Genomic DNA, 16,982 nt, shown 5'->3' with positions numbered 1-16,982 from the left:
CGCACGGCCGTCGGCGGGCGGCCCCGCCCTGCGCCGCCGGTCCCGTCCTGCTGCGCGGCGGGTCAGCGCCGCCCCGGGTCCGGCGGCCCGTCCGGGGCCCGCCGGGCGTGGCGTCCGGCGCCGCCGGCCGGCGCGGGGGCGGCGGGGGCGTAGCGCGCGGCGGGCGCCAGCAGCACCCAGCCGGACACCGCCGTGCCGCGTGCCCCGCGCACGTCGGCCGCCACGCGCCCCTCGCCCTCGGCGTCGGCGTCCGGTCCGGGGCCGGGCGGGGCGTCCTCCGGGCCGGGTGCGTCCGGACCGGGCGCGTCCGGACCGGCCAGGGCGCGGGCCGGACCGGCGGGCGCCACCAGGTGCATCCGGTGCAGCAGGTCGAGGACGTCGCGGCGGAGGGCCGCCCGGTCGGCGAGCCAGGCCGCGGGCCAGCGGCCCGCGCCGCCGTGCTCGTCGGCGATGTCGCCCAGCACCCCGTCGATCGCGGCGTCCGGCACCGGCACGCCGATCACCGGCCCGGCCGCCGTCCGGGACACCGGGTCGCCCGGGACCGGCCGCAGCTGCTCCACCAGGCGCTCCGCGAGCAGCAGCGCGGCCCGGGCGAGCGGACCGGACCCGGGCAGGCCCAGGTCGCAGAGCTCGTCGGCGGGGTCGAGCAGCGCCACGCCCTCGGCACGGACCTCGGCCTCCAGGCCGAGGAAGGCGGCGAAGGCGTCGGCCTCGCGGCGCTGCCGGGTGCGCAGCCAGACGCGTTCGCGGGCGGTGAGCTCGTCCAGCAGCACCGCGGGTGTCTCGGCGAGCCTGCGCCGGACGTACAGCCTCTCCCCGCCGGGCCCCGGATCGGTGGCCCGGCGTACGAGGTCCGCCGGTCCGCCGTCGGCGGCGGTCGGTGGGACGGCCACCAGCAGCCGGGCGACGGCGCGGTCCACGGCCACCTCGCCGTCGGCGCGGAGGCCGGAGTCGCAGCCGCAGTCGCAGCCGCAGCCGGGGCCGGAGTCGGCTCCCGAGCCGGCCCCGGCGCCCGGTCCGGTGCCCGCTCCCCCGCCGGTGAGCACCTGCCGGTCCGCCAGTGCCCGCAGGGCGTCCGCCAGGTGGGGTCCGTCGGCGGCGGCCGCCAGCCCCGCCTCCTCGGCGGCCCCCCGGACGGCGTCGCGCAGCGCGGCGGACGGCAGCCGGTCGGGGAGGGCCGGCAGCACGGACAGGGCGAGGGCGAGGGCGGCGTACGAGCGGGGCGGGAAGGGCGTGCCGCAGGGTCGGCGCAGGCAGCGGCCGGACCCGGTGCCCAGCCCGGCCTTGAAGAGCCGGGCCGCACCGTCGCCGACCAGCAGCCGGTAGCCGAGGAGGCGCTCGAACCGCTGGGCGAGCGCGTCCGCGTGGCGGCGTATCTGCGGCAGGCTGGCGCCCCACGGACCGGCGGCGGTGACGAGCGGGTGGGCGAGCAGCAGGCGGGCGGCCGCCCGCAGCTCCGCGGCGGGGGCGTCGTCGGCGGCGCCGTCCGCGGCCGGGTGCAGCGGCCGGGCGTGGCGGGGCGCGCGGGGGCGCGGATCCGGCGCTCCCCCGGCGGGGGCGCCCGGGAGGCGCCCGTCCGGGGCCTGGGCCGGGGACGGGGACTGCGGCGCCCGGCCGCGCGGGCTGCGGACCGTGCCGGCCCGGAGCGCGGCGGGGAGCGGCGCCGGTGCGGCCGGGCCGTGCCACCAGCTGGTGTGGGCGGGCACGGCGGCGGCAGGGCCGGGGGCGGCCCCGAGGTGCCGGGCGCCGTAGAGGCCGAAGGCCGCGGTGTACAGGTCGTGCGCGGCATCCGGACCGGCCGCCGCGAACCAGCGGGCGAGCCGCAGCAGCTCGTCCGGCACGGCGGCGTCCTCCGGACCGTCGGTGGCCACCGCCGCGGCGGCGCCCCCGGTCCCGACCGCACCCCCGCTCCGGGCGGCATCCCCGGTCCTGGTCAACTGCACCACGTCCCCCGGCTGCCGTACTCGTCCATCGTGCTCAGCCTAGGTGATGATCGCACCGGCTCAGCGTCCGGTCGGGAGTCCGGTCCGGCGTCCGGTCCGGCGTCCGGTCCGGCGTCCGGCTCAGCGCCCGCGGCCCACCGCGGGCGGCCCGCCCGCACGCTCCCACTCCACGAAGCGGCCGGACTCGCGGACCATGCCGCGCAGCGCCCACATCAGCACGCCCGCGTCGTCGGTCCAGCCGATCACGGGGAAGACGTCCGGGATCGCGTCCACCGGCGAGGCCACGTAGGCGGCCGTCAGCAGCACGTACAGCAGGGCCCGGCCGCGCGGCAGGTGCGGGTACGCACCGCGCACCGCGCACCGCCGCCCGCAGCATCCGCGGCGCCGCGCCGATCCGCGCGCCCAGTCCGGGCGCCCCCGGGCGCCGCGTCTCGCCGTACAGCTCCCACGCCTCGCGGGCGCCGGGACGACGCCTCCCCCTGCCTGCCGCCACCGGTCTCTCCTTCCGTCCGTGCGGTGCCGCTCCACCGCGCCCCTGCGCGTGGGTGGCAACCTCTTCCCCCCGCGCCACCGCTGACCTATGGTGCCCGACATGCCGAACCTGCCCGACGTGGTGCTCTGGTCCGTGCCCGCCTTCCTGCTGCTCACCGTCCTGGAGATGGCCTCCTACCGGTTCCACCCGGACGACGACGAGCAGGGCTACGGCGGCAGGGACACCGCGACCAGCCTCTCCATGGGTCTGGGCAGCCTCCTCTTCGACGCGCTGTGGAAGGTCCCCGTGGTGGCCGTCTACAGCGCGCTGTACGCAGCGACACCGCTCCGCGTTCCCCTGCTGTGGTGGACGGTACCGCTGATGCTGCTGGGGCAGGACTTCTTCTACTACTGGTCGCACCGCGGCCACCACGTGGTCCGCATCCTGTGGGCCTGCCACGTGGTGCACCACTCCAGCCGCCGGTACAACCTCTCCACCGCGCTGCGCCAGCCCTGGACCAGCGCCACCGGATGGGTCTTCTACGTGCCGCTGGTGCTGGCCGGGGTGCACCCGGCGGTCCTCGCCTTCTGCTCCTCCGTCAACCTCGTGTACCAGTTCTGGATCCACACCGAGCGCATCGGCCGGCTTCCCCGGCCGGTGGAGCTCGTCCTCAACACTCCTTCCCACCACCGGGTCCACCACGCCTCCCAGGGGGGCTACCTGGACCGCAACTTCGGCGGGATCCTGATCGTCTGGGACCGGCTGTTCGGCACCTTCGCACCGGAGACCGTCCGCCCGGTGTACGGCCTCACCAAGAACATCGCCACCCACAACCCGCTGCGGGTGGCCACCCACGAGTACGCCGCCATCGCCCGCGACGTCGCCGCCGCGCGCACCTGGCGCGACCGGGTCGGACACGTCGTCAGGGGGCCGGGCTGGCAGCCGTCCCCGCGCCCGGAGGCGCCCGCCGCGCCCGCGGACGGCCTCCCGGAGGGGAGCGCCGCGTGACGCCCCGCCGCCGGGCCCTCGCCCGCGCCCTGCTCTGCGCGTTCGCCCTCGCCGCGGCCGCGCACCTCGCCGCCCTGCTCGGGGGCGTCCGGGGCCTGGAGCTCGCCACCAAGCCCGTCCTGATGCCGCTGCTCGCCGGGTACGCGGCGGCCGCGTCCGACCGGCTCCCCCGGCTGCTCACCGCGGCCCTGCTCTGCGGGGCGGCGGGCGACGCGCTGCTGGAGGCGGGCGGCCCCGCCTTCCTGGCGGGGATGGGGGCCTTCGCGGCCGGCCACGTCTGCTCCGTGGTGCTGCTCACCCGCCTCGGCGCCCTGGCGGACCGCCGCCGCGCCGCCCTGCGCGCCGCCGCGTACGCGATCGTGTGGGCCGCCGCGGTCGGCCTGCTCTGGTCCGGCCTGGGCGTGCTCAGGGCGCCGGTCGCCCTGTACAGCCTGCTCCTCACCGCCACCGCCGCCGCCTCCGGGGGGCTCGGTGCGCGCGCCGGCCTCGGCGGGGCGCTCTTCCTGCTCTCCGACACCCTGATCGCGGTGCGGATGGCCGACCGGCCGCTGCTCCCCGGCCACGACGTCTGGGTGATGGCCACCTACCTGGCCGCCCAGTACCTCCTCGCGACCGCCGTCCTCCGCGCCGGCCGCCCGCGCCCGGGCGCCCCCGCCGACCCCCTGCCCCGCACCGCACCGGCCGCGGGCGCACCCGTCTGACGGCGCGCCGCCCCCGCCCCGCGCGGGCGGGACCGGGAACGGCCGGGACCGGGCCGGGGAGGGCGTCGGGGCCGGAGCCGGTCGGGGGACGCGGCGTCAGGCCGCGGCCGGACGCTCCAGCGGGGCGGTGCTGCCCCGGCGGACCAGCTCCGGCGGTGCCACCTGGAGGTCCCGGACCTCCTCGCCCGCGACCAGGTCGCACAGCTGCCGGGCGGCGTGCGCGCCGTAGGCGGCGATGTCGCGGCGCAGCGCGGTGAGTCCGGGCCGGACCGCCCCGCACAGGGGCGAGTCGTCCCAGGCCAGCAGGGAGACGTCGGCCGGCACCCGGAAGCCGTGCTGCTGGGCAACACTGAGGCCGGAGACCGCCATCAGGTCGTTGTCGTACAGGACCGCGGTGTGCCGGTCGGGCCCCTCCAGCAGGGCGAGGGTGGCGGCGGCCCCGCCCTCGCCGGTGTAGTCGGCCTCGACCGTGGTGGCGCGCAGGCCCAGCTCGGCGGTGACGGCGTCGAAGGCGGCGCTGCGCTGGCGGGTGTGGAGCAGGTCGGCGGGTCCGCTGACCCGGGCGACCGAGCGGTGCCCCAGGCCCGCCAGGTGCTCGACGGCGAGCCGGACGCCGTCCGCCTCGTCGTTCCACACCGCGGGCAGGCTGCCGGAGGCCACCGGCGAGCCGATCACCACGGCGGGGAGCTGCAGCTCCTCCAGCGCGGCGATCCGGGGGTCGCCGACGTGGACGTCGACGAGGAAGACCCCGTCGACGCGGCGGCTGGCCCACCAGTCGCGGTGCACGGCGACCTGGGCGCGGACGTCCTCGGCGAGGGTGAACAGCAGGGCCACGCCGTCGCGGGACAGCTCGGCCTGGATGCCGGAGATCAGCTGCATGAAGAACGGTTCGACGCCGAGCGCGGGCGCGGGCCGGTCGACGACGAGGCCGAAGGCGCCGGCCCGGCCGTCGGACAGGGCGCGGGCGGCGCTGTTGGGCTGCCAGCCCAGCTCCTCGGCGATGGCCAGGACGCGGCGGCGGGTCGCCTCCGACACGCCGGGCTTGCCGTTGAGGGCGAACGAGACGGCGCCCTTGGTCAGCCCGGCCCGCCGCGCGATGTCCGCCATCGTCGGACGCTTCAACCCCGCACCCCCTCCGGCCCGCCGTGCGCACCGCGGCCCGGTCGGGCGGGGCCGGTCCCGACGGTGCGGGGACCAGTCTACGCGCGGCACGCCCGCCCGGAGCCCGCCCGGAACGGCCCGGAACCGCCCGGCGCGGGGCGGCGGGGACCGGCCGGGGAGGCGACGGGGCGGGGGGCCGGGGAGGGGGCGGGGCAGGGTCGGCCGGGGAGGGGGCGGCACGGACGGGTGTGCGGCGGAGGGGCGCGCGGCGCAGGGGGCAGCCGCCGGGCGTGCGGGCCGGGCGCAGGACGGCCCGCACGCCCGGGGCGCACCGGCGGGGGCGCACCGGCGGGGGCGCACCGGCGGGGGCGCCGGTGGCGGGCGGTGCGTGGTGGACGCACCGACCGGGCGCCGGGGCCCCGGGACACCGGTCCCGGGGCCCCGGCCTCAGGGCGCCGCCCGGTGCGGCGGCACGGCGGCGGCCGCTCCCGCCGCGGGCAGCGCACCGGCCGCGGCGGCGGGGTCCGCGTACAGCCAGCACAGGGCGCGGTGGCCCGTCCCGCCGTCGCCGTCGGGGGGCGGCGCGACCTGCACCTCGGGCGGCCGCCGGGCGCAGCTGTCCATGGCGAACGGGCAGCGGGGCCGGAAGCGGCACCCCTCCCCCACCACGACCTCGCGCCGCTCGGCGTCCCGCCGGGCGCGGGACTCCAGCCGCACCCGCCGCGCCTCGCGGACCTCCTCGCGGCTCGCGCCGGTCCGGGGCGCGGCGGCGGCGAGCAGCCGGGTGTAGGGGTGGCGCGGGTCCAGGATGACCTCGTCACTGGGACCGCGCTCGACGACCTCCCCGCGGTACATCACCATGATCTCGGAGGAGAAGTGCCGGGCCGTGGCCAGGTCGTGGGTGACGTAGAGCAGGGCGAGGTCGCGTTCGCGCTTGAGGCGGTCCAGCAGGTTGAGGATCTCCAGGCGGATGGAGACGTCCAGCATGGAGACGGGCTCGTCGGCGAGGAGGACGGCGGGCTCGGGCGCCAGGGCGCGGGCGATGGCGACGCGCTGGCGCTGGCCGCCGGAGAGCTCGTGGGGCCGCTTGCGGGCCACGTCGGCGGCCGGGGTGAGGTTGACCTGGCGCAGCAGCGCGGCGACGGCCTCGTCGGCCTCCGCGCCGCGGCGGGCGCGGCCGGTGGCGAGCAGCGGGCGGCGCAGGTGGTGGTCGACGGTGTGGGAGGGGTTGAGCGAGGCGAAGGGGTCCTGGAAGACCATCTGCACGGCCCGCCGGTACTCCCGGCCGCGCACGCCCTCCCGCCCGTCGAGCAGGATGCTCCCCTCGGCGGGCCGCACCAGGCGCGACAGCGCCTTGAGGACGCTGGACTTGCCGCTGCCGCTCTCCCCGACCAGGGCCAGGGTGCGGCCGGCGCGCAGGGAGAAGGAGAGCCGTTCGACGGCGCGGAAGGGCCTTCCGTGGGCCTGCGGGTAGGCGACGGTGAGGTCGCGGACGTCGAGTGCGGTCACGGCTGCCGCCCTTCCGTGGTCGGGCCGCCGCCGGGGGCGGCGGGGGCGGCGGGGGCGGCGGGGGCGGCGGGGGCGGCGGGGGCGGGCTCGGGCGTCCCGGCCGGTACGGGGGTGCCGGACGGCGCGGGGACGTCGGACGGCGCGGGTGCGCCGGGCCGGGCGGGCGCCCCGGCCGGCGGCCGGTGGGCGGGGTCGTGGAGGTGGCAGGCGGCGGACCAGGGCCCGGCCGCGCGGCCGAGGTCCAGCAGGCGCGGCGCGGTGGTGCGGCAGGGCTCGAAGGCGTGCTCGCAGCGGTCGGCGAAGGCGCAGCCCGCGAGGTCGCCGCGCAGGTCGGGCGGCGAGCCGGGGATGCCCCGCAGTTCGCGCCGCTCGCCGGCCAGGTCGGGGAAGGAGCGCAGCAGGCCCTGGGTGTAAGGGTGGGCGGCGCCGCCGGCGAGCTGCTCGGCGGGCGCGTACTCGACGACCTCGCCCGCGTACATGACGGCCAGCCGGTCGCTGATCTCCAGCAGCAGGCCGAGGTCGTGGGTGATGAGGACGACGCTGAAGCCGAGTTCGGCGCGGAGCCGCTCGACCTCGTCGAGGATCTCCCGCTGCACCACCACGTCGAGGGCGGTGGTGGGCTCGTCCATGATGACGACGTCGGGCTCCAGGGCGAGGGCCATGGCGATGACGACGCGCTGGCGCATGCCGCCGGAGAGCTCGTGGGGGTGGCTGCGGAACCGATCGGCGTCGATGCCGACCATCTCCAGCAGCTCGCGGGCGCGCCGGTCGCGCTCCTCGGGGCCCATGCCGGGGCGGTGGGCGCGGAAGACGTCGGCGAACTGGCGGCCGACGGTGGTGACGGGGTTGAGGGCGTTCATGGCGCTCTGGAAGACCAGGGAGAGCCGGCTCCAGCGGAAGGTCCGCAGCCCCTCCTCGTCCAGGGCGAGCAGGTCGAGCTCCTCGCCCTCGCGGGTGCGGAAGGAGAGGCTGCCGCCGGTCATCCGGGCGGGCGCTTTCAGCATGCGGGTGACGGCGTAGGCGAGGGTGGACTTGCCGCAGCCGCTCTCGCCGGCGATGCCGAGGACCTCGCCGCGGCGCAGTTCGAAGGAGACGCCGCGGACGGCGCGGGTGGGGCGCTCGCCGTCGTACTCGACGCGGACGTCGCGGGCGCGCAGGACGACGTCGCGACCGTCCGGGCCGTCCGGACCGGCGGGGCTGCCGGGTCCGGCGGGGGCGGTGGCGGGGGCGTTCACCGGTCGGCCTCCTGTCGCCGGGCTGCCTGCTGCTGGGGTGCGGTCCGCCGGGGTGCGGTCCGCTGCCGTCCGGCGCGGCCGCGCCGGGCGGGGCGGTACACGCGGAGCCGGGGGTCGAGGACCTCGTCGAGGCCGAAGCTGACCAGCGACATGGCGGCGCCGAAGACGGCGATGCACAGGCCCGGCGGGACGAACCACCACCACGCGCCGCCGGAGAGCGCGTCCGCGTTCTGGGCGAAGTAGAGCATGTTGCCCCAGGTCAGGTCGGAGGGGTTCTGCAGGCCGAGGAAGGCGAGGCCGGCCTGGGTGAGGATGGCGAAGATGACGGCGAAGATGAACTGGGAGACGATGATCGCCGCCTCGTTCGGCAGGATCTCCACCAGCACGATCCGCCACCGCCGCTCGCCGTAGAGGCGGGCGGCGAGGACGTAGTCGCGGGTGCGCAGCGAGAGGGTCTGGGCGCGCAGCACGCGGGCGGAGGCGGCCCAGCTGGTGACGGCGATGACGCCGATGGTGGCGAGCAGGCTGCCGCCCTTGGTGTACGAGGAGATGACGATCACCAGGGGCAGACCGGGGATCACCAGGAAGACGTTGCTGAGCAGCGAGAGCGCCTCGTCGGACCAGCCGCCGAGGAAGCCGCCGCCGATGCCGATGACGACCGAGATGGCGGTGGCGGCGAGCGCGGCGGCGAAGCCGATCAGCAGCGAGGTGCGGGTCGAGACCATGAGCTGGTCGAAGACGTCCTGGCCGGTCTGGGTGGTGCCCAGCCAGTGGGCGCCGGAGGGGGGCTGGGAGAGGTCGGTGCCGAAGCCCTGCGGGTCGGTGGCGAGGAACGGGCCGACGGCGGCGGTCAGCAGGAAGAGGGCGATCAGCGCGAGGCCGGCGGAGAGCCGCCGGGAGCGGCGGACGGTGCGCCAGGCGGCGGCGAGGCGGGCGCCGGGGCCGCCGCCGGAGGGCGCGGGCGGGAGCGCCGCAGCGGGGACGGGGGCGTGGGTGGCGTCGGCGGAGGTGATGTCGGCGGTGGTCATCGGGCGAGCCTTGTCCGCGGGTCGACGAAGCCGTACAGGACGTCCACCAGGAAGTTGGCGGACAGCACGGTGAAGGTGATGGCGAGGAAGATCGCCTGCATCAGGGGGTAGTCGCTGTTGGTGACGGCCTGGAGGAGCTGGTAGCCGATGCCCTGGTAGGAGAAGACCATCTCCATGACCAGGGAGCCGCTGATGACGAAGCCGAGCGAGATGGCGAAGCCGGCGACCGAGGGCAGCACGGCGTTGCGGGCGGCGTAGCCGAGCATGACGGTGCGGGGGCGCAGGCCCTTGGCCTCGGCGGCGGAGACGTAGTCCTCGTAGAGGGTGGAGACCATCATGTTGCGCATGCCGAGCATCCAGCCGCCCACCGAGCTGACGACGATGGTGAGGGCGGGCAGGATCGCGTGGCGCAGCGCGGAGGAGGCGAACTCCCCGGACCAGCCGATGTCGAGGCCGGGGTCGTAGCTGAACTGGTCGGGGAAGACCGGCCAGACCTGGGTGAAGAGGTAGATCAGCAGCAGCGCCACCCAGAAGTAGGGCACCGCGGCGAGGAAGGTGGTGGCGGGGACGAGGGAGTCCAGCCAGGTGCCCCGCCTCCAGCCGGCGAGGGTGCCGAGGGTGAGGCCGATGACGACGCTGATCACCGTGGCGGTGCCGACGAGGACCACGGTCCACAGCACGGAGGAGCGCAGGATGTCGGCGACGGGGGTGGGGAAGTAGGTGACGGAGAGTCCGAACCTGAGCCGGGCGATGGAGGCGAGGTAGTCGCCGTACTGGCTGAGGATGCTGCCGTGGCCGAGGCCCAGCATCTTCTCCAGCGCCTCCTTCTCCCCCGGCGGCACCGGTCCGAGCTGGGACTGGCGGGCCATGATGAGCTGGACCGGGTCGCCCGGGATGAGGCGGGGGAGGGCGAAGTTGAGGGTGACCGCCATCCAGGCGGCGATCAGGTAGAACCCGAGTTTTCTGAGGATGTACCGCATGGCACGGGGCTCCTTGCCGTGGTCGGCGGCCGGGGGCCGCCGGGCGGGGCGGGTGGGCCCCCGCCCGGCGGCGCCGGGGCGGCTACTTCTTGCCCGCGTTCCCGGCCACGGGGGAGATCCGGGCGGCGACCCAGCCGCTGTCGGGGGCCAGCCAGATCGCGGCGCCGGCGTAGGGGTCGTCCTTGGTCGGGTAGCCGGTGACGTCGTTGCCGTCGAACTCCTGCTCGTTCTGGGAGTTGAAGAGCGGGATGAGCGGCATGTCCTTCACGAACGCCTGCTGGATCTGGTGGAAGTACGGCTTCTGCTTCTCCAGGTCGGGGGTGGCGGCGATGGCGTCGAGCGCCTTGTCGACCGCGGGGTTGGAGTAGCCGCCGTAGTTGCCGACCGTGCTGTTCTGCCCGTCCCTGGGCGCGATCCGGCTGTCGAGGAGCTGGTCGTAGTAGGCGTAGGGGACGGGCGTGTAGCCGTAGTTGCTGAGCAGCATCTGGAACTTGCCCGCGGACTGGTTGGCGCCCCACTGCGCGTACGCCTCGGCGCGGACCTCCAGGTCGATGCCGACCTTGGCCAGCTGCTGCTTGGCCATCTGGGCGACGCTGATGTAGTCGGTCCAGCCGGCGACGGTCTCCAGGGTGATGGTGAGCTTCTTGCCGTCCTTCGCGTAGAAGCCGTCGCCGCCCTTGGTGTAGCCGGCCGCCTTGAGGTAGCCCTCGGCCTTGTCGGGGGTGTCGAACGCCGCGTCCTTGAGGGAGGGGTCGAGGACGGACTCGAAGTTCGGCGTGAGCAGGGCCATCGGGTTGGTGGGGCCGGCCTGCCCGTTGTAGACGGTCTTCGACATGAAGTCGCGGTCGAGGGCGGCGCTGACCGCCTTGCGGACGTTGACGTCGGCGGTGGGGCCGGACCTGACGTTGGGGACGAGGTAGGTGACGGCCAGCGGGATGTTGACCAGGTCGAACCCGGGGTTCTTCGCCAGGTAGTTCTTCTCGATGTCCGGGATGAAGCTGCCGGCCCAGTCGATCTTCCCGGAGGTGACCGCGGCGTTGGAGCCGTTGTTGCCGGAGAAGGAGAGGTAGCGCAGGGTCTTGATCTTCGGCAGGCCCTTGACGTAGTAGTCCGTGCGGGCCTGGAGGTCCATCGACATGCCGGCGACCTTTCTGACCTTCCAGGCGCCGGTGCCGACGGGGTTCTTGTTGAGGACGGTCTTCTTCCGGTCGTCGGGGATGGACGCCCAGACGTGCTCGGGCAGCTGGTCCTGCTTGCCCAGGATGAAGAACTCCTTGGTGTAGGCCGACTCGGAGAACGTCAGCACCACCGTGTCGTCGCCCTTGGCGGCGACGGAGGCGAGCGGCAGGGCGAAGCTGTTGAAGTCCTTGTTCTTCAGCGCGAGGCCGAAGGTGAAGGCGACGTCCCTGGCGGTGAACGGCTTGCCGTCGTTCCAGGTCGCGTCGGTGCGGAGCTTGACCGTGAGCGTCCTCCCGCCGTCCGACCAGGCGTAGGACTTCCCGAGCCACGGCTGGACGTCGCCGGCCTTGGCCTGGTTGAAGAGGAAGAGCGGCTCGTAGATCATGCCGTGGGTCGCCTGGAGGGCGTTCGGCGAGAACGGGTTGAAGTTCTCGGTGAAGTTGCCGGTGGACCCGGTGGTGACCGTGAGCACGCCGGTCGCGGCCGGGCTGTCCTTCCCGGAGGAGCCGCTGCTGCAGGCGGCGGTGGAGACGGCGAGGGACAGCACGGCGCCGGCGGCGAGGAGGCGCCGGGCGGCCGGTCTCATGACGTTCATCGGTTCCCCTTGGATCGGTGGGCGGGCGGGACGGCCGTCGGGGCGGGGTGCGGGCGGTGCCGGCCAGGGCGCCGGGACCGCCGGTCCGGACGCCGTGGCGAGGTGACAACGTTGTCCGGCACCCGTGGGGGCCTGGGTCGGGCGGGGGTGGTGCTGCGCGTCGGCACGAAGGGGTGGCACGGGTGGTCGCGCGGGTGGTGCGCGGCCGGCCGGCGGGGTCCGCACACCACCGGCCCGGAGCAGGCGACGGTCTCCCGGCCGCGCATCGGCACGTCCGGGGACGCGGCACCGCAGCAGGGCCCCGCGGGTCCGCGACGGTGCGTCGTGGCCGAAAAATTAGAGCGCGTGCAACGCGGTGTCAATGGCGCGGGAACAATTCCTCGCCACCCGCCGGGTCCGTCACTACACTGCCGCGCATCCGCACCGCTGAACCGGTTTTTCCCTCCCGCCGGAATTCCCGCACCGCAGCGCGTGCGGCACCCCGCGCCCTCCTGGAGCCCACGTGAAGCGTCCGACCATGGCGGACATCGCCCGCCGTGCAGGTGTGACCAAGGCCGCCGTCTCCTTCGCCCTCAACGGCAGACCGGGGGTCTCCGACCCCACCCGCCGCCGCATCCTCGCCATCGCCGACGAGCTGGGCTGGCAGCCCAACAGCGCCGCCCGCGCCCTCTCCGACGGCCGGGCCGGCGCCTTCGGCCTCGTCGTCGACCGGCCCGCCCGCATGCTGGGCCTGGAGCCGTTCTTCATGCAGCTGATCTCCGGGATCCAGGCCGAGCTGTCCGCCGACGGCACGCCGCTGCTGTTCACCGTGGCCGAGGACCAGCGGGCCGAGATCGCCACCTACCGCTCCTGGTGGGCGCAGCGCCGGGTGGACGGCGTCTTCCTGGTGGACGTGCAGCTGGAGGACGCCCGGGTGCCCGTCCTGGAGGAGCTGGGCATGCCCACGGTGGTGATCGGCGCGCCCGTCGGGACCGGACGGCTGCCCGCCGCGTGGAGCGACGACGCGGCGGCGGCCGGCACCGCCCTGCGGCACCTGGCGGCGCTGGGGCACCGGCGCGTGGGGCGGGTCTGCGGGCCCGCCCGCCTGCGGCACACCGAGATCCGCTCGGCGGCGGTCGCGCGACTGGCCCCGGAGCTCGGCATGGAGTGCGCGACGGTGGCCACCGACTACAGCGCGGACGAGGGCGCCGCGGCGGCCCGCACCCTGCTGACCAGGCCGGACCCGCCGACGGCGATCCTCTTCGACAGCGACCTGACCGCCGTGTCGGGACTGACGGCGGCCCAGGCGATGGGCCTGCGGGTGCCGCAGGACGTCTCCGTGGTGGGGTGGGGCGACTCGGCGCTCTGCGAACTGGTGCACCCGCCGCTGACGGCGCTCAGCCGCGACGTCGCCGCCCACGGGGGCCGCGCGGCCCGCATGCTGCGCGCGGCGGCCGGGGGCGCCCGGGTGGCGGACCTGGAGGACGAGGCGGCCCGGCTGGTCCTGCGCGGTTCCACGGGGCCGGCCCCCGTCGCCGCCACCGCGGGGGCCGCCGCGGTCCCCGCGGCCGGGGGCGGCGCGCAGGGCGCGAACGCGCCCGGACCCGGGCAGCGGCAGACCGTTGCAGAGCTGTGATGTAAACCGGTTTACGGCCCGCCCCCGCAAATACACCTGAAGGGTTGACACTAAACCGGTGCAGTGCTTGCATCGTGCTGCTGCCCGCGGGGCCGCCCGTCCGCAACGGGCCCGTCCGGGACGCCCGCCCGCCGTGCCGCACGGCGGCGGCCGATGCGGTGCCCCGCACCGCGCGCCCCCGACCCTCCGACCCCCGCCCCCGACCCCTGCCCGGCGGCACCGGGCCCCGGCGGCCCGTGCACCCCGCAGTCGGCACACCCCGGCCCGCGCACCCGCCCGCCCGCTCCGCCGGGGCGGGACCGCCCGGCACGGCTCCGCCCGGCAGACCTGCCCCGCACGCCCCCGGACGCCCCCGGACGTCCGGGAACGGCGGGCACGGCCGGGCCGCACCCCGCACCCCCGCACCCGGCACCCCCGCCCGGCACCGCACCGTGCCCCGGCCGCACCCGCACCCGCACCCGCCCGCACCCGCCCGCACACGTGCCCGTGCACGTCCGCACACGTCCGAAGGAGACCCCGCCCATGCTGCGCAACTCCGCCCGGCTCACCGACGCCGACGGAAACCCGGTCACCTGGCTCGGCGCCAACTACTGGTCCCGCACCGGCGGCCCGCTGATGTGGCGCTCCTACGACCCGCAGGTCGTCGAGGAGGAGCTGCTCGCGCTGCGCGACCACGGCATGAACGTGACCCGGTCCTTCTACTACTGGCCGGACTTCATGCCCACGCCCCACACCGTCGACGAGGAGAAGTGCGCGCACTTCGCCGACTTCCTGGACCGCCACCGGGCGCTCGGCATGTCCACCATCCCCACCTTCATCGTCGGCCACATGTCCGGCGAGAACTGGGACCCCTCCTGGCGGGGCGGCCGCGACCTCTACACCGACGTGTGGATGGTGGCCCGTCAGGCCTGGTTCGCCGGCGAGATGGTCCGCCGGTTCAAGGACCACCCGGCGGTCGCCGGCTGGCTGGTCTCCAACGAGATGCCGATCTACGGCGAGGCCACCCGCGACCGCGAGTCCGTCTCCTCCTGGGCCCAGATCGTCGTCGACGCCGTGCGCGCCGCCGGCGGCACCCAGCCGGTCTCGCTGGGCGACGGCGCCTGGGGCAGGGAGAACACCGGGCACGAGAACGGCTTCTCCGTGCGGCACTCCGCCGAGATCTGCGACTTCCTCGGCCCGCACGTCTACCGCATGGAGGACGACCCGGTCCGCCAGCACCACGCGGCCGCCTGGGTCTGCGAGCTGACCGGCACCTTCGGCCGGCCGGTGGTGCTGGAGGAGTTCGGCGTCAGCTCCGACTTCGTCTCCGGCGACAGGGCCGCCCGCTACTACCGGCAGGTGCTGCACAACACGCTGCTGGCCGGCGCCACCGGATGGATCGCCTGGAACAACACCGACTACGACGACCTGCGCCACCAGCCCCCGTACTCGCACCACGCCTTCGAGATGCACTTCGGCCTCGTCGACCGGCACGGGCGGCCCAAGCCGCAGCTGCGGGAGTTCAAGGAGTTCACGGAGGTGCTGGAGCGGGTGGGCTTCGGGCACACCTCCCGGCCGGACAGCGACACCGCCCTGGTCGTCTCCTCCTACCTGGACACCCCCTACCCCTTCACCCGCGAGGAGGACGGCGACCACGTCTACAGCGCCGCCCGCCAGGCGTGGGTGGCGGGCCGGCTCGCCGACCTCGCCCCCGCCGTCACCCGCGAGAGCGACGGCCTGGCCGACGACGCCCGGCTGTACCTGGTGCCCTCCGCCAAGCAGCTGCTCTCCCCCACCTGGTACGCGCTGGAGGACCGCGCCCGGGCCGGCGCCACCGTGTACGTCTCCTACTGCCCCGGCGCCCACGACGAGCAGCGCGGCCCCTGGTACGCCCACCTCGACGAGCTGTTCGGGGTGCGGCACCAGCTGGAGTACGGCCTGGTGGACCCGATCGAGGACGACGAGGTGGTCCTCACCTTCACCCGGGCCTTCGGCAGCCTCCCGGAGGGCGCGAAGCTGGCCTTCAGGGCCGCCGGCACCCCCGACAGCCGGGTCTTCCTCCCCGTGGAGCCCGACGGCGCCGAGGTCCTCGCGGTGGACGGCCGCGGCCGCCCCGCGCTGCTGCTGCGCCGGGTCGGCGAGGGCGCGACCGTGCTGTGCACCTACCCCCTGGAGCACATGGCGGCGGTGACGCCGCGGGTCAACCCCGAGGACACCGCCGTGCTGTACGACGCCCTGGGCGCGTACGCGGGCGTGCGGCGGCCCGTGGCCGTCGCCGACCCGCGGGTCGCCGTCGACCGGCTGGTGCACGAGGACGGCCGCACCTTCGTCTGGCTGGTCAGCCAGGGGGTCGAGGAGCTGACCGTCAAGCCGGCCGTCGGGAACGGCACCCTGCACGACCTCGACGGCGCCGCCGTGGACGCGGTGACCCTGCCCGCGTACGGGGTCCGGGTGCTGGAGCTGCGCACGGCCTGAGCCGCGCAGCCCGCCCCGCAGGCCCGGCCCCCGCCGGGCGGGCGGTGCCGTGCCCGTACGATCGGGCCCGCGCCGCCGCCCGCACCGCACCGCCGGGCGGCCCGTCCGCGACCGGGCCGCCCGGCGCACCGCCCGACCACGCCAGGAGGAGCCCATGCCGCTCACCGACCTCCCCCTCGACGCACTGCGCGACTACCGCCCCGACCTGCCCGCCCCGGCCGGCTTCGACGCCTTCTGGGCCGAGACCCTGGACGAGGCCCGGGAGCACGGCGGATCCCCGGCCGTCGCCCCCGTCCGCGACCACCTGCTGCCCGCCCTGGAGGTGCACGACGTGCGCTTCCCCGGCTGGAACGGCGAACCCGTCGCCGCCTGGCTGCTGCTGCCGCGGGGCGCCGGGGGCCCGCTGCCGGTCGTGGTGAAGTACATGGGCTGCAGCGGCGGCCGGGGCCTGCCCACCGACCACGTGCTGATGCCGGCCGCCGGCTACGCCCACCTCGTCGTGGACAGCCGCGGCCAGGGCCACGACACCCCCGACCACGGCACGGGGCAGGGCACGCAGTGGGTCGAGGGCGTCATGACCCGCGGCATCGAGGACCCGCGCAACCACTACTACCGGCGGCTGGTCACCGACTGCGTGCGCGCCGTCGACGCGGCCCGGGCGCTCCCCGGGGTGGACCCGGAGCGGGTCGTCGTCTCGGGCGCCAGCCAGGGCGGCGGCCTCGCCCTGGCGGTGGCCGGACTGGCGGGCGACCTGGTGCGGGCCGCGCTGGTCGACGTGCCGTTCCTCTGCCACTACCGGCGCGGCGCCGACGTGGCGTCCGACGGCCCCTACCTGGAGCTCGTGCAGTACCTGCGGCGGCACAGCCAGGGGATGGCGGAGACCGCCTTCGCCACGCTGGACCACTTCGACGGCGTGCACTTCGCCGCCCGTGCGACCGCCCCGGCGCTGTTCAGCGTGGGGCTGATGGACCCGGTCTGCCCGCCGTCCACCGTCTTCGCCGCCTACCACCGCTACGCGGGCGAGCGGGACATCCGGGTCTGGCGCTACGCCGACCACGGCGGCGGGTACGGCGCGAACCCGCCGGAGCAGCTGGCGTGGCTGCGCGGCCAGGGGCTGGCCCCCAAGCCCGCCTGACGGACGGTCACCCTCCTTCCGGGGGGC

General features: G+C 76.3%; 13 protein-coding genes. 5 read left to right on the top strand and 8 right to left on the bottom strand.

What is annotated here, in order from left to right; all coding sequences use genetic code 11:
* Positions 1 to 62: 62 nt before the first annotated feature.
* A complete protein-coding gene (locus ACFY07_RS04580; protein WP_390867345.1) occupies positions 63 to 1,946 on the bottom strand; it encodes a DUF2398 family protein in 1,884 nt (627 codons plus the stop codon).
* A 117-nt stretch (positions 1,947 to 2,063) separates the two neighbouring features.
* Positions 2,064 to 2,297: a YkvA family protein gene (locus ACFY07_RS04575; RefSeq protein ID WP_390867344.1), complete on the bottom strand. Its 234-nt coding sequence runs from the start codon at positions 2,295 to 2,297 to the stop codon at positions 2,064 to 2,066.
* A gap of 238 nt (positions 2,298 to 2,535) precedes the next feature.
* On the opposite strand from ACFY07_RS04575, the gene ACFY07_RS04570 reads away from it, so the two are divergent.
* Complete coding sequence (locus ACFY07_RS04570; RefSeq protein ID WP_390867343.1) at positions 2,536 to 3,423, top strand: sterol desaturase family protein; 888 nt, start codon at positions 2,536 to 2,538, stop codon at positions 3,421 to 3,423.
* The gene (locus ACFY07_RS04565) at positions 3,420 to 4,124 is read left to right on the top strand and encodes a lysoplasmalogenase (RefSeq protein ID WP_390867342.1); all 705 of its coding nucleotides are present in this window, start codon (positions 3,420 to 3,422) and stop codon (positions 4,122 to 4,124) included. The genes ACFY07_RS04570 and ACFY07_RS04565 overlap by 4 nt, the downstream gene beginning before the upstream one ends.
* Before the next feature lie 96 nt (positions 4,125 to 4,220).
* On the opposite strand, the gene ACFY07_RS04560 is transcribed toward ACFY07_RS04565, so the two are convergent.
* The 6 genes from ACFY07_RS04560 to ACFY07_RS04535 all read right to left on the bottom strand — a co-directional run bounded on the left by ACFY07_RS04560 (position 4,221) and on the right by ACFY07_RS04535 (position 11,751).
* On the bottom strand, positions 4,221 to 5,231 hold the full coding sequence (locus tag ACFY07_RS04560) for a LacI family DNA-binding transcriptional regulator (protein ID WP_390867341.1): 1,011 nt from the start codon (positions 5,229 to 5,231) through the stop codon (positions 4,221 to 4,223).
* Positions 5,232 to 5,672: 441 nt separating this feature from the next.
* The gene (locus tag ACFY07_RS04555) at positions 5,673 to 6,734 is read right to left on the bottom strand and encodes an ABC transporter ATP-binding protein (protein ID WP_390867340.1); all 1,062 of its coding nucleotides are present in this window, start codon (positions 6,732 to 6,734) and stop codon (positions 5,673 to 5,675) included.
* A complete protein-coding gene (locus tag ACFY07_RS04550) occupies positions 6,731 to 7,969 on the bottom strand; it encodes an ABC transporter ATP-binding protein (RefSeq protein ID WP_390867339.1) in 1,239 nt (412 codons plus the stop codon). The genes ACFY07_RS04555 and ACFY07_RS04550 overlap by 4 nt, the downstream gene beginning before the upstream one ends.
* On the bottom strand, positions 7,966 to 8,997 hold the full coding sequence (locus ACFY07_RS04545; protein WP_390867338.1) for an ABC transporter permease: 1,032 nt from the start codon (positions 8,995 to 8,997) through the stop codon (positions 7,966 to 7,968). Before ACFY07_RS04545 ends, ACFY07_RS04550 begins: the two co-directional genes overlap by 4 nt.
* Positions 8,994 to 9,977: an ABC transporter permease gene (locus tag ACFY07_RS04540; RefSeq protein WP_390867337.1), complete on the bottom strand. Its 984-nt coding sequence runs from the start codon at positions 9,975 to 9,977 to the stop codon at positions 8,994 to 8,996. Before ACFY07_RS04540 ends, ACFY07_RS04545 begins: the two co-directional genes overlap by 4 nt.
* 82 nt (positions 9,978 to 10,059) lie before the next feature.
* Positions 10,060 to 11,751 (bottom strand): ABC transporter substrate-binding protein, encoded by a 1,692-nt coding sequence (locus tag ACFY07_RS04535; RefSeq protein ID WP_390867336.1) that lies wholly within the window; start codon positions 11,749 to 11,751, stop codon positions 10,060 to 10,062.
* A gap of 502 nt (positions 11,752 to 12,253) precedes the next feature.
* Between ACFY07_RS04535 and ACFY07_RS04530 the strand changes: the two genes are divergently transcribed.
* The 3 genes from ACFY07_RS04530 (at position 12,254) to ACFY07_RS04520 (ending at position 16,955) form a co-directional block, all read left to right on the top strand.
* On the top strand, positions 12,254 to 13,366 hold the full coding sequence (locus ACFY07_RS04530) for a LacI family DNA-binding transcriptional regulator (protein WP_390867335.1): 1,113 nt from the start codon (positions 12,254 to 12,256) through the stop codon (positions 13,364 to 13,366).
* A 522-nt stretch (positions 13,367 to 13,888) separates the two neighbouring features.
* Complete coding sequence (locus tag ACFY07_RS04525) at positions 13,889 to 15,820, top strand: cellulase family glycosylhydrolase (RefSeq protein ID WP_390867334.1); 1,932 nt, start codon at positions 13,889 to 13,891, stop codon at positions 15,818 to 15,820.
* 154 nt (positions 15,821 to 15,974) lie between these two features.
* Positions 15,975 to 16,955, top strand: coding sequence for an acetylxylan esterase (locus ACFY07_RS04520; RefSeq protein WP_390867333.1), 981 nt, complete (start codon positions 15,975 to 15,977; stop codon positions 16,953 to 16,955).
* Positions 16,956 to 16,982: the final 27 nt, after the last annotated feature.

The sequence above is a fragment of the Streptomyces sp. NPDC001380 genome, assembly GCF_042895785.1.
Taxonomy (GTDB): domain Bacteria; phylum Actinomycetota; class Actinomycetes; order Streptomycetales; family Streptomycetaceae; genus Peterkaempfera.
This window is presented reverse-complemented; position numbering and strand designations above follow the sequence as displayed.

Bases quoted from the DNA above. Each gene is read 5' to 3' on its own strand.
- ACFY07_RS04540 (WP_390867337.1), bottom strand. From the start codon at position 9,977: ATGCGGTACATCCTCAGAAAACTCGGGTTCTACCTGATCGCCGCCTGG.
- ACFY07_RS04535 (WP_390867336.1), bottom strand. From the start codon at position 11,751: ATGAACGTCATGAGACCGGCCGCCCGGCGCCTCCTCGCCGCCGGCGCC.
- ACFY07_RS04525 (WP_390867334.1), top strand. From the start codon at position 13,889: ATGCTGCGCAACTCCGCCCGGCTCACCGACGCCGACGGAAACCCGGTC.
- ACFY07_RS04520 (WP_390867333.1), top strand. From the start codon at position 15,975: ATGCCGCTCACCGACCTCCCCCTCGACGCACTGCGCGACTACCGCCCC.
- ACFY07_RS04570 (WP_390867343.1), top strand. From the start codon at position 2,536: ATGCCGAACCTGCCCGACGTGGTGCTCTGGTCCGTGCCCGCCTTCCTG.
- ACFY07_RS04560 (WP_390867341.1), bottom strand. From the start codon at position 5,231: ATGGCGGACATCGCGCGGCGGGCCGGGCTGACCAAGGGCGCCGTCTCG.
- ACFY07_RS04545 (WP_390867338.1), bottom strand. From the start codon at position 8,997: ATGACCACCGCCGACATCACCTCCGCCGACGCCACCCACGCCCCCGTC.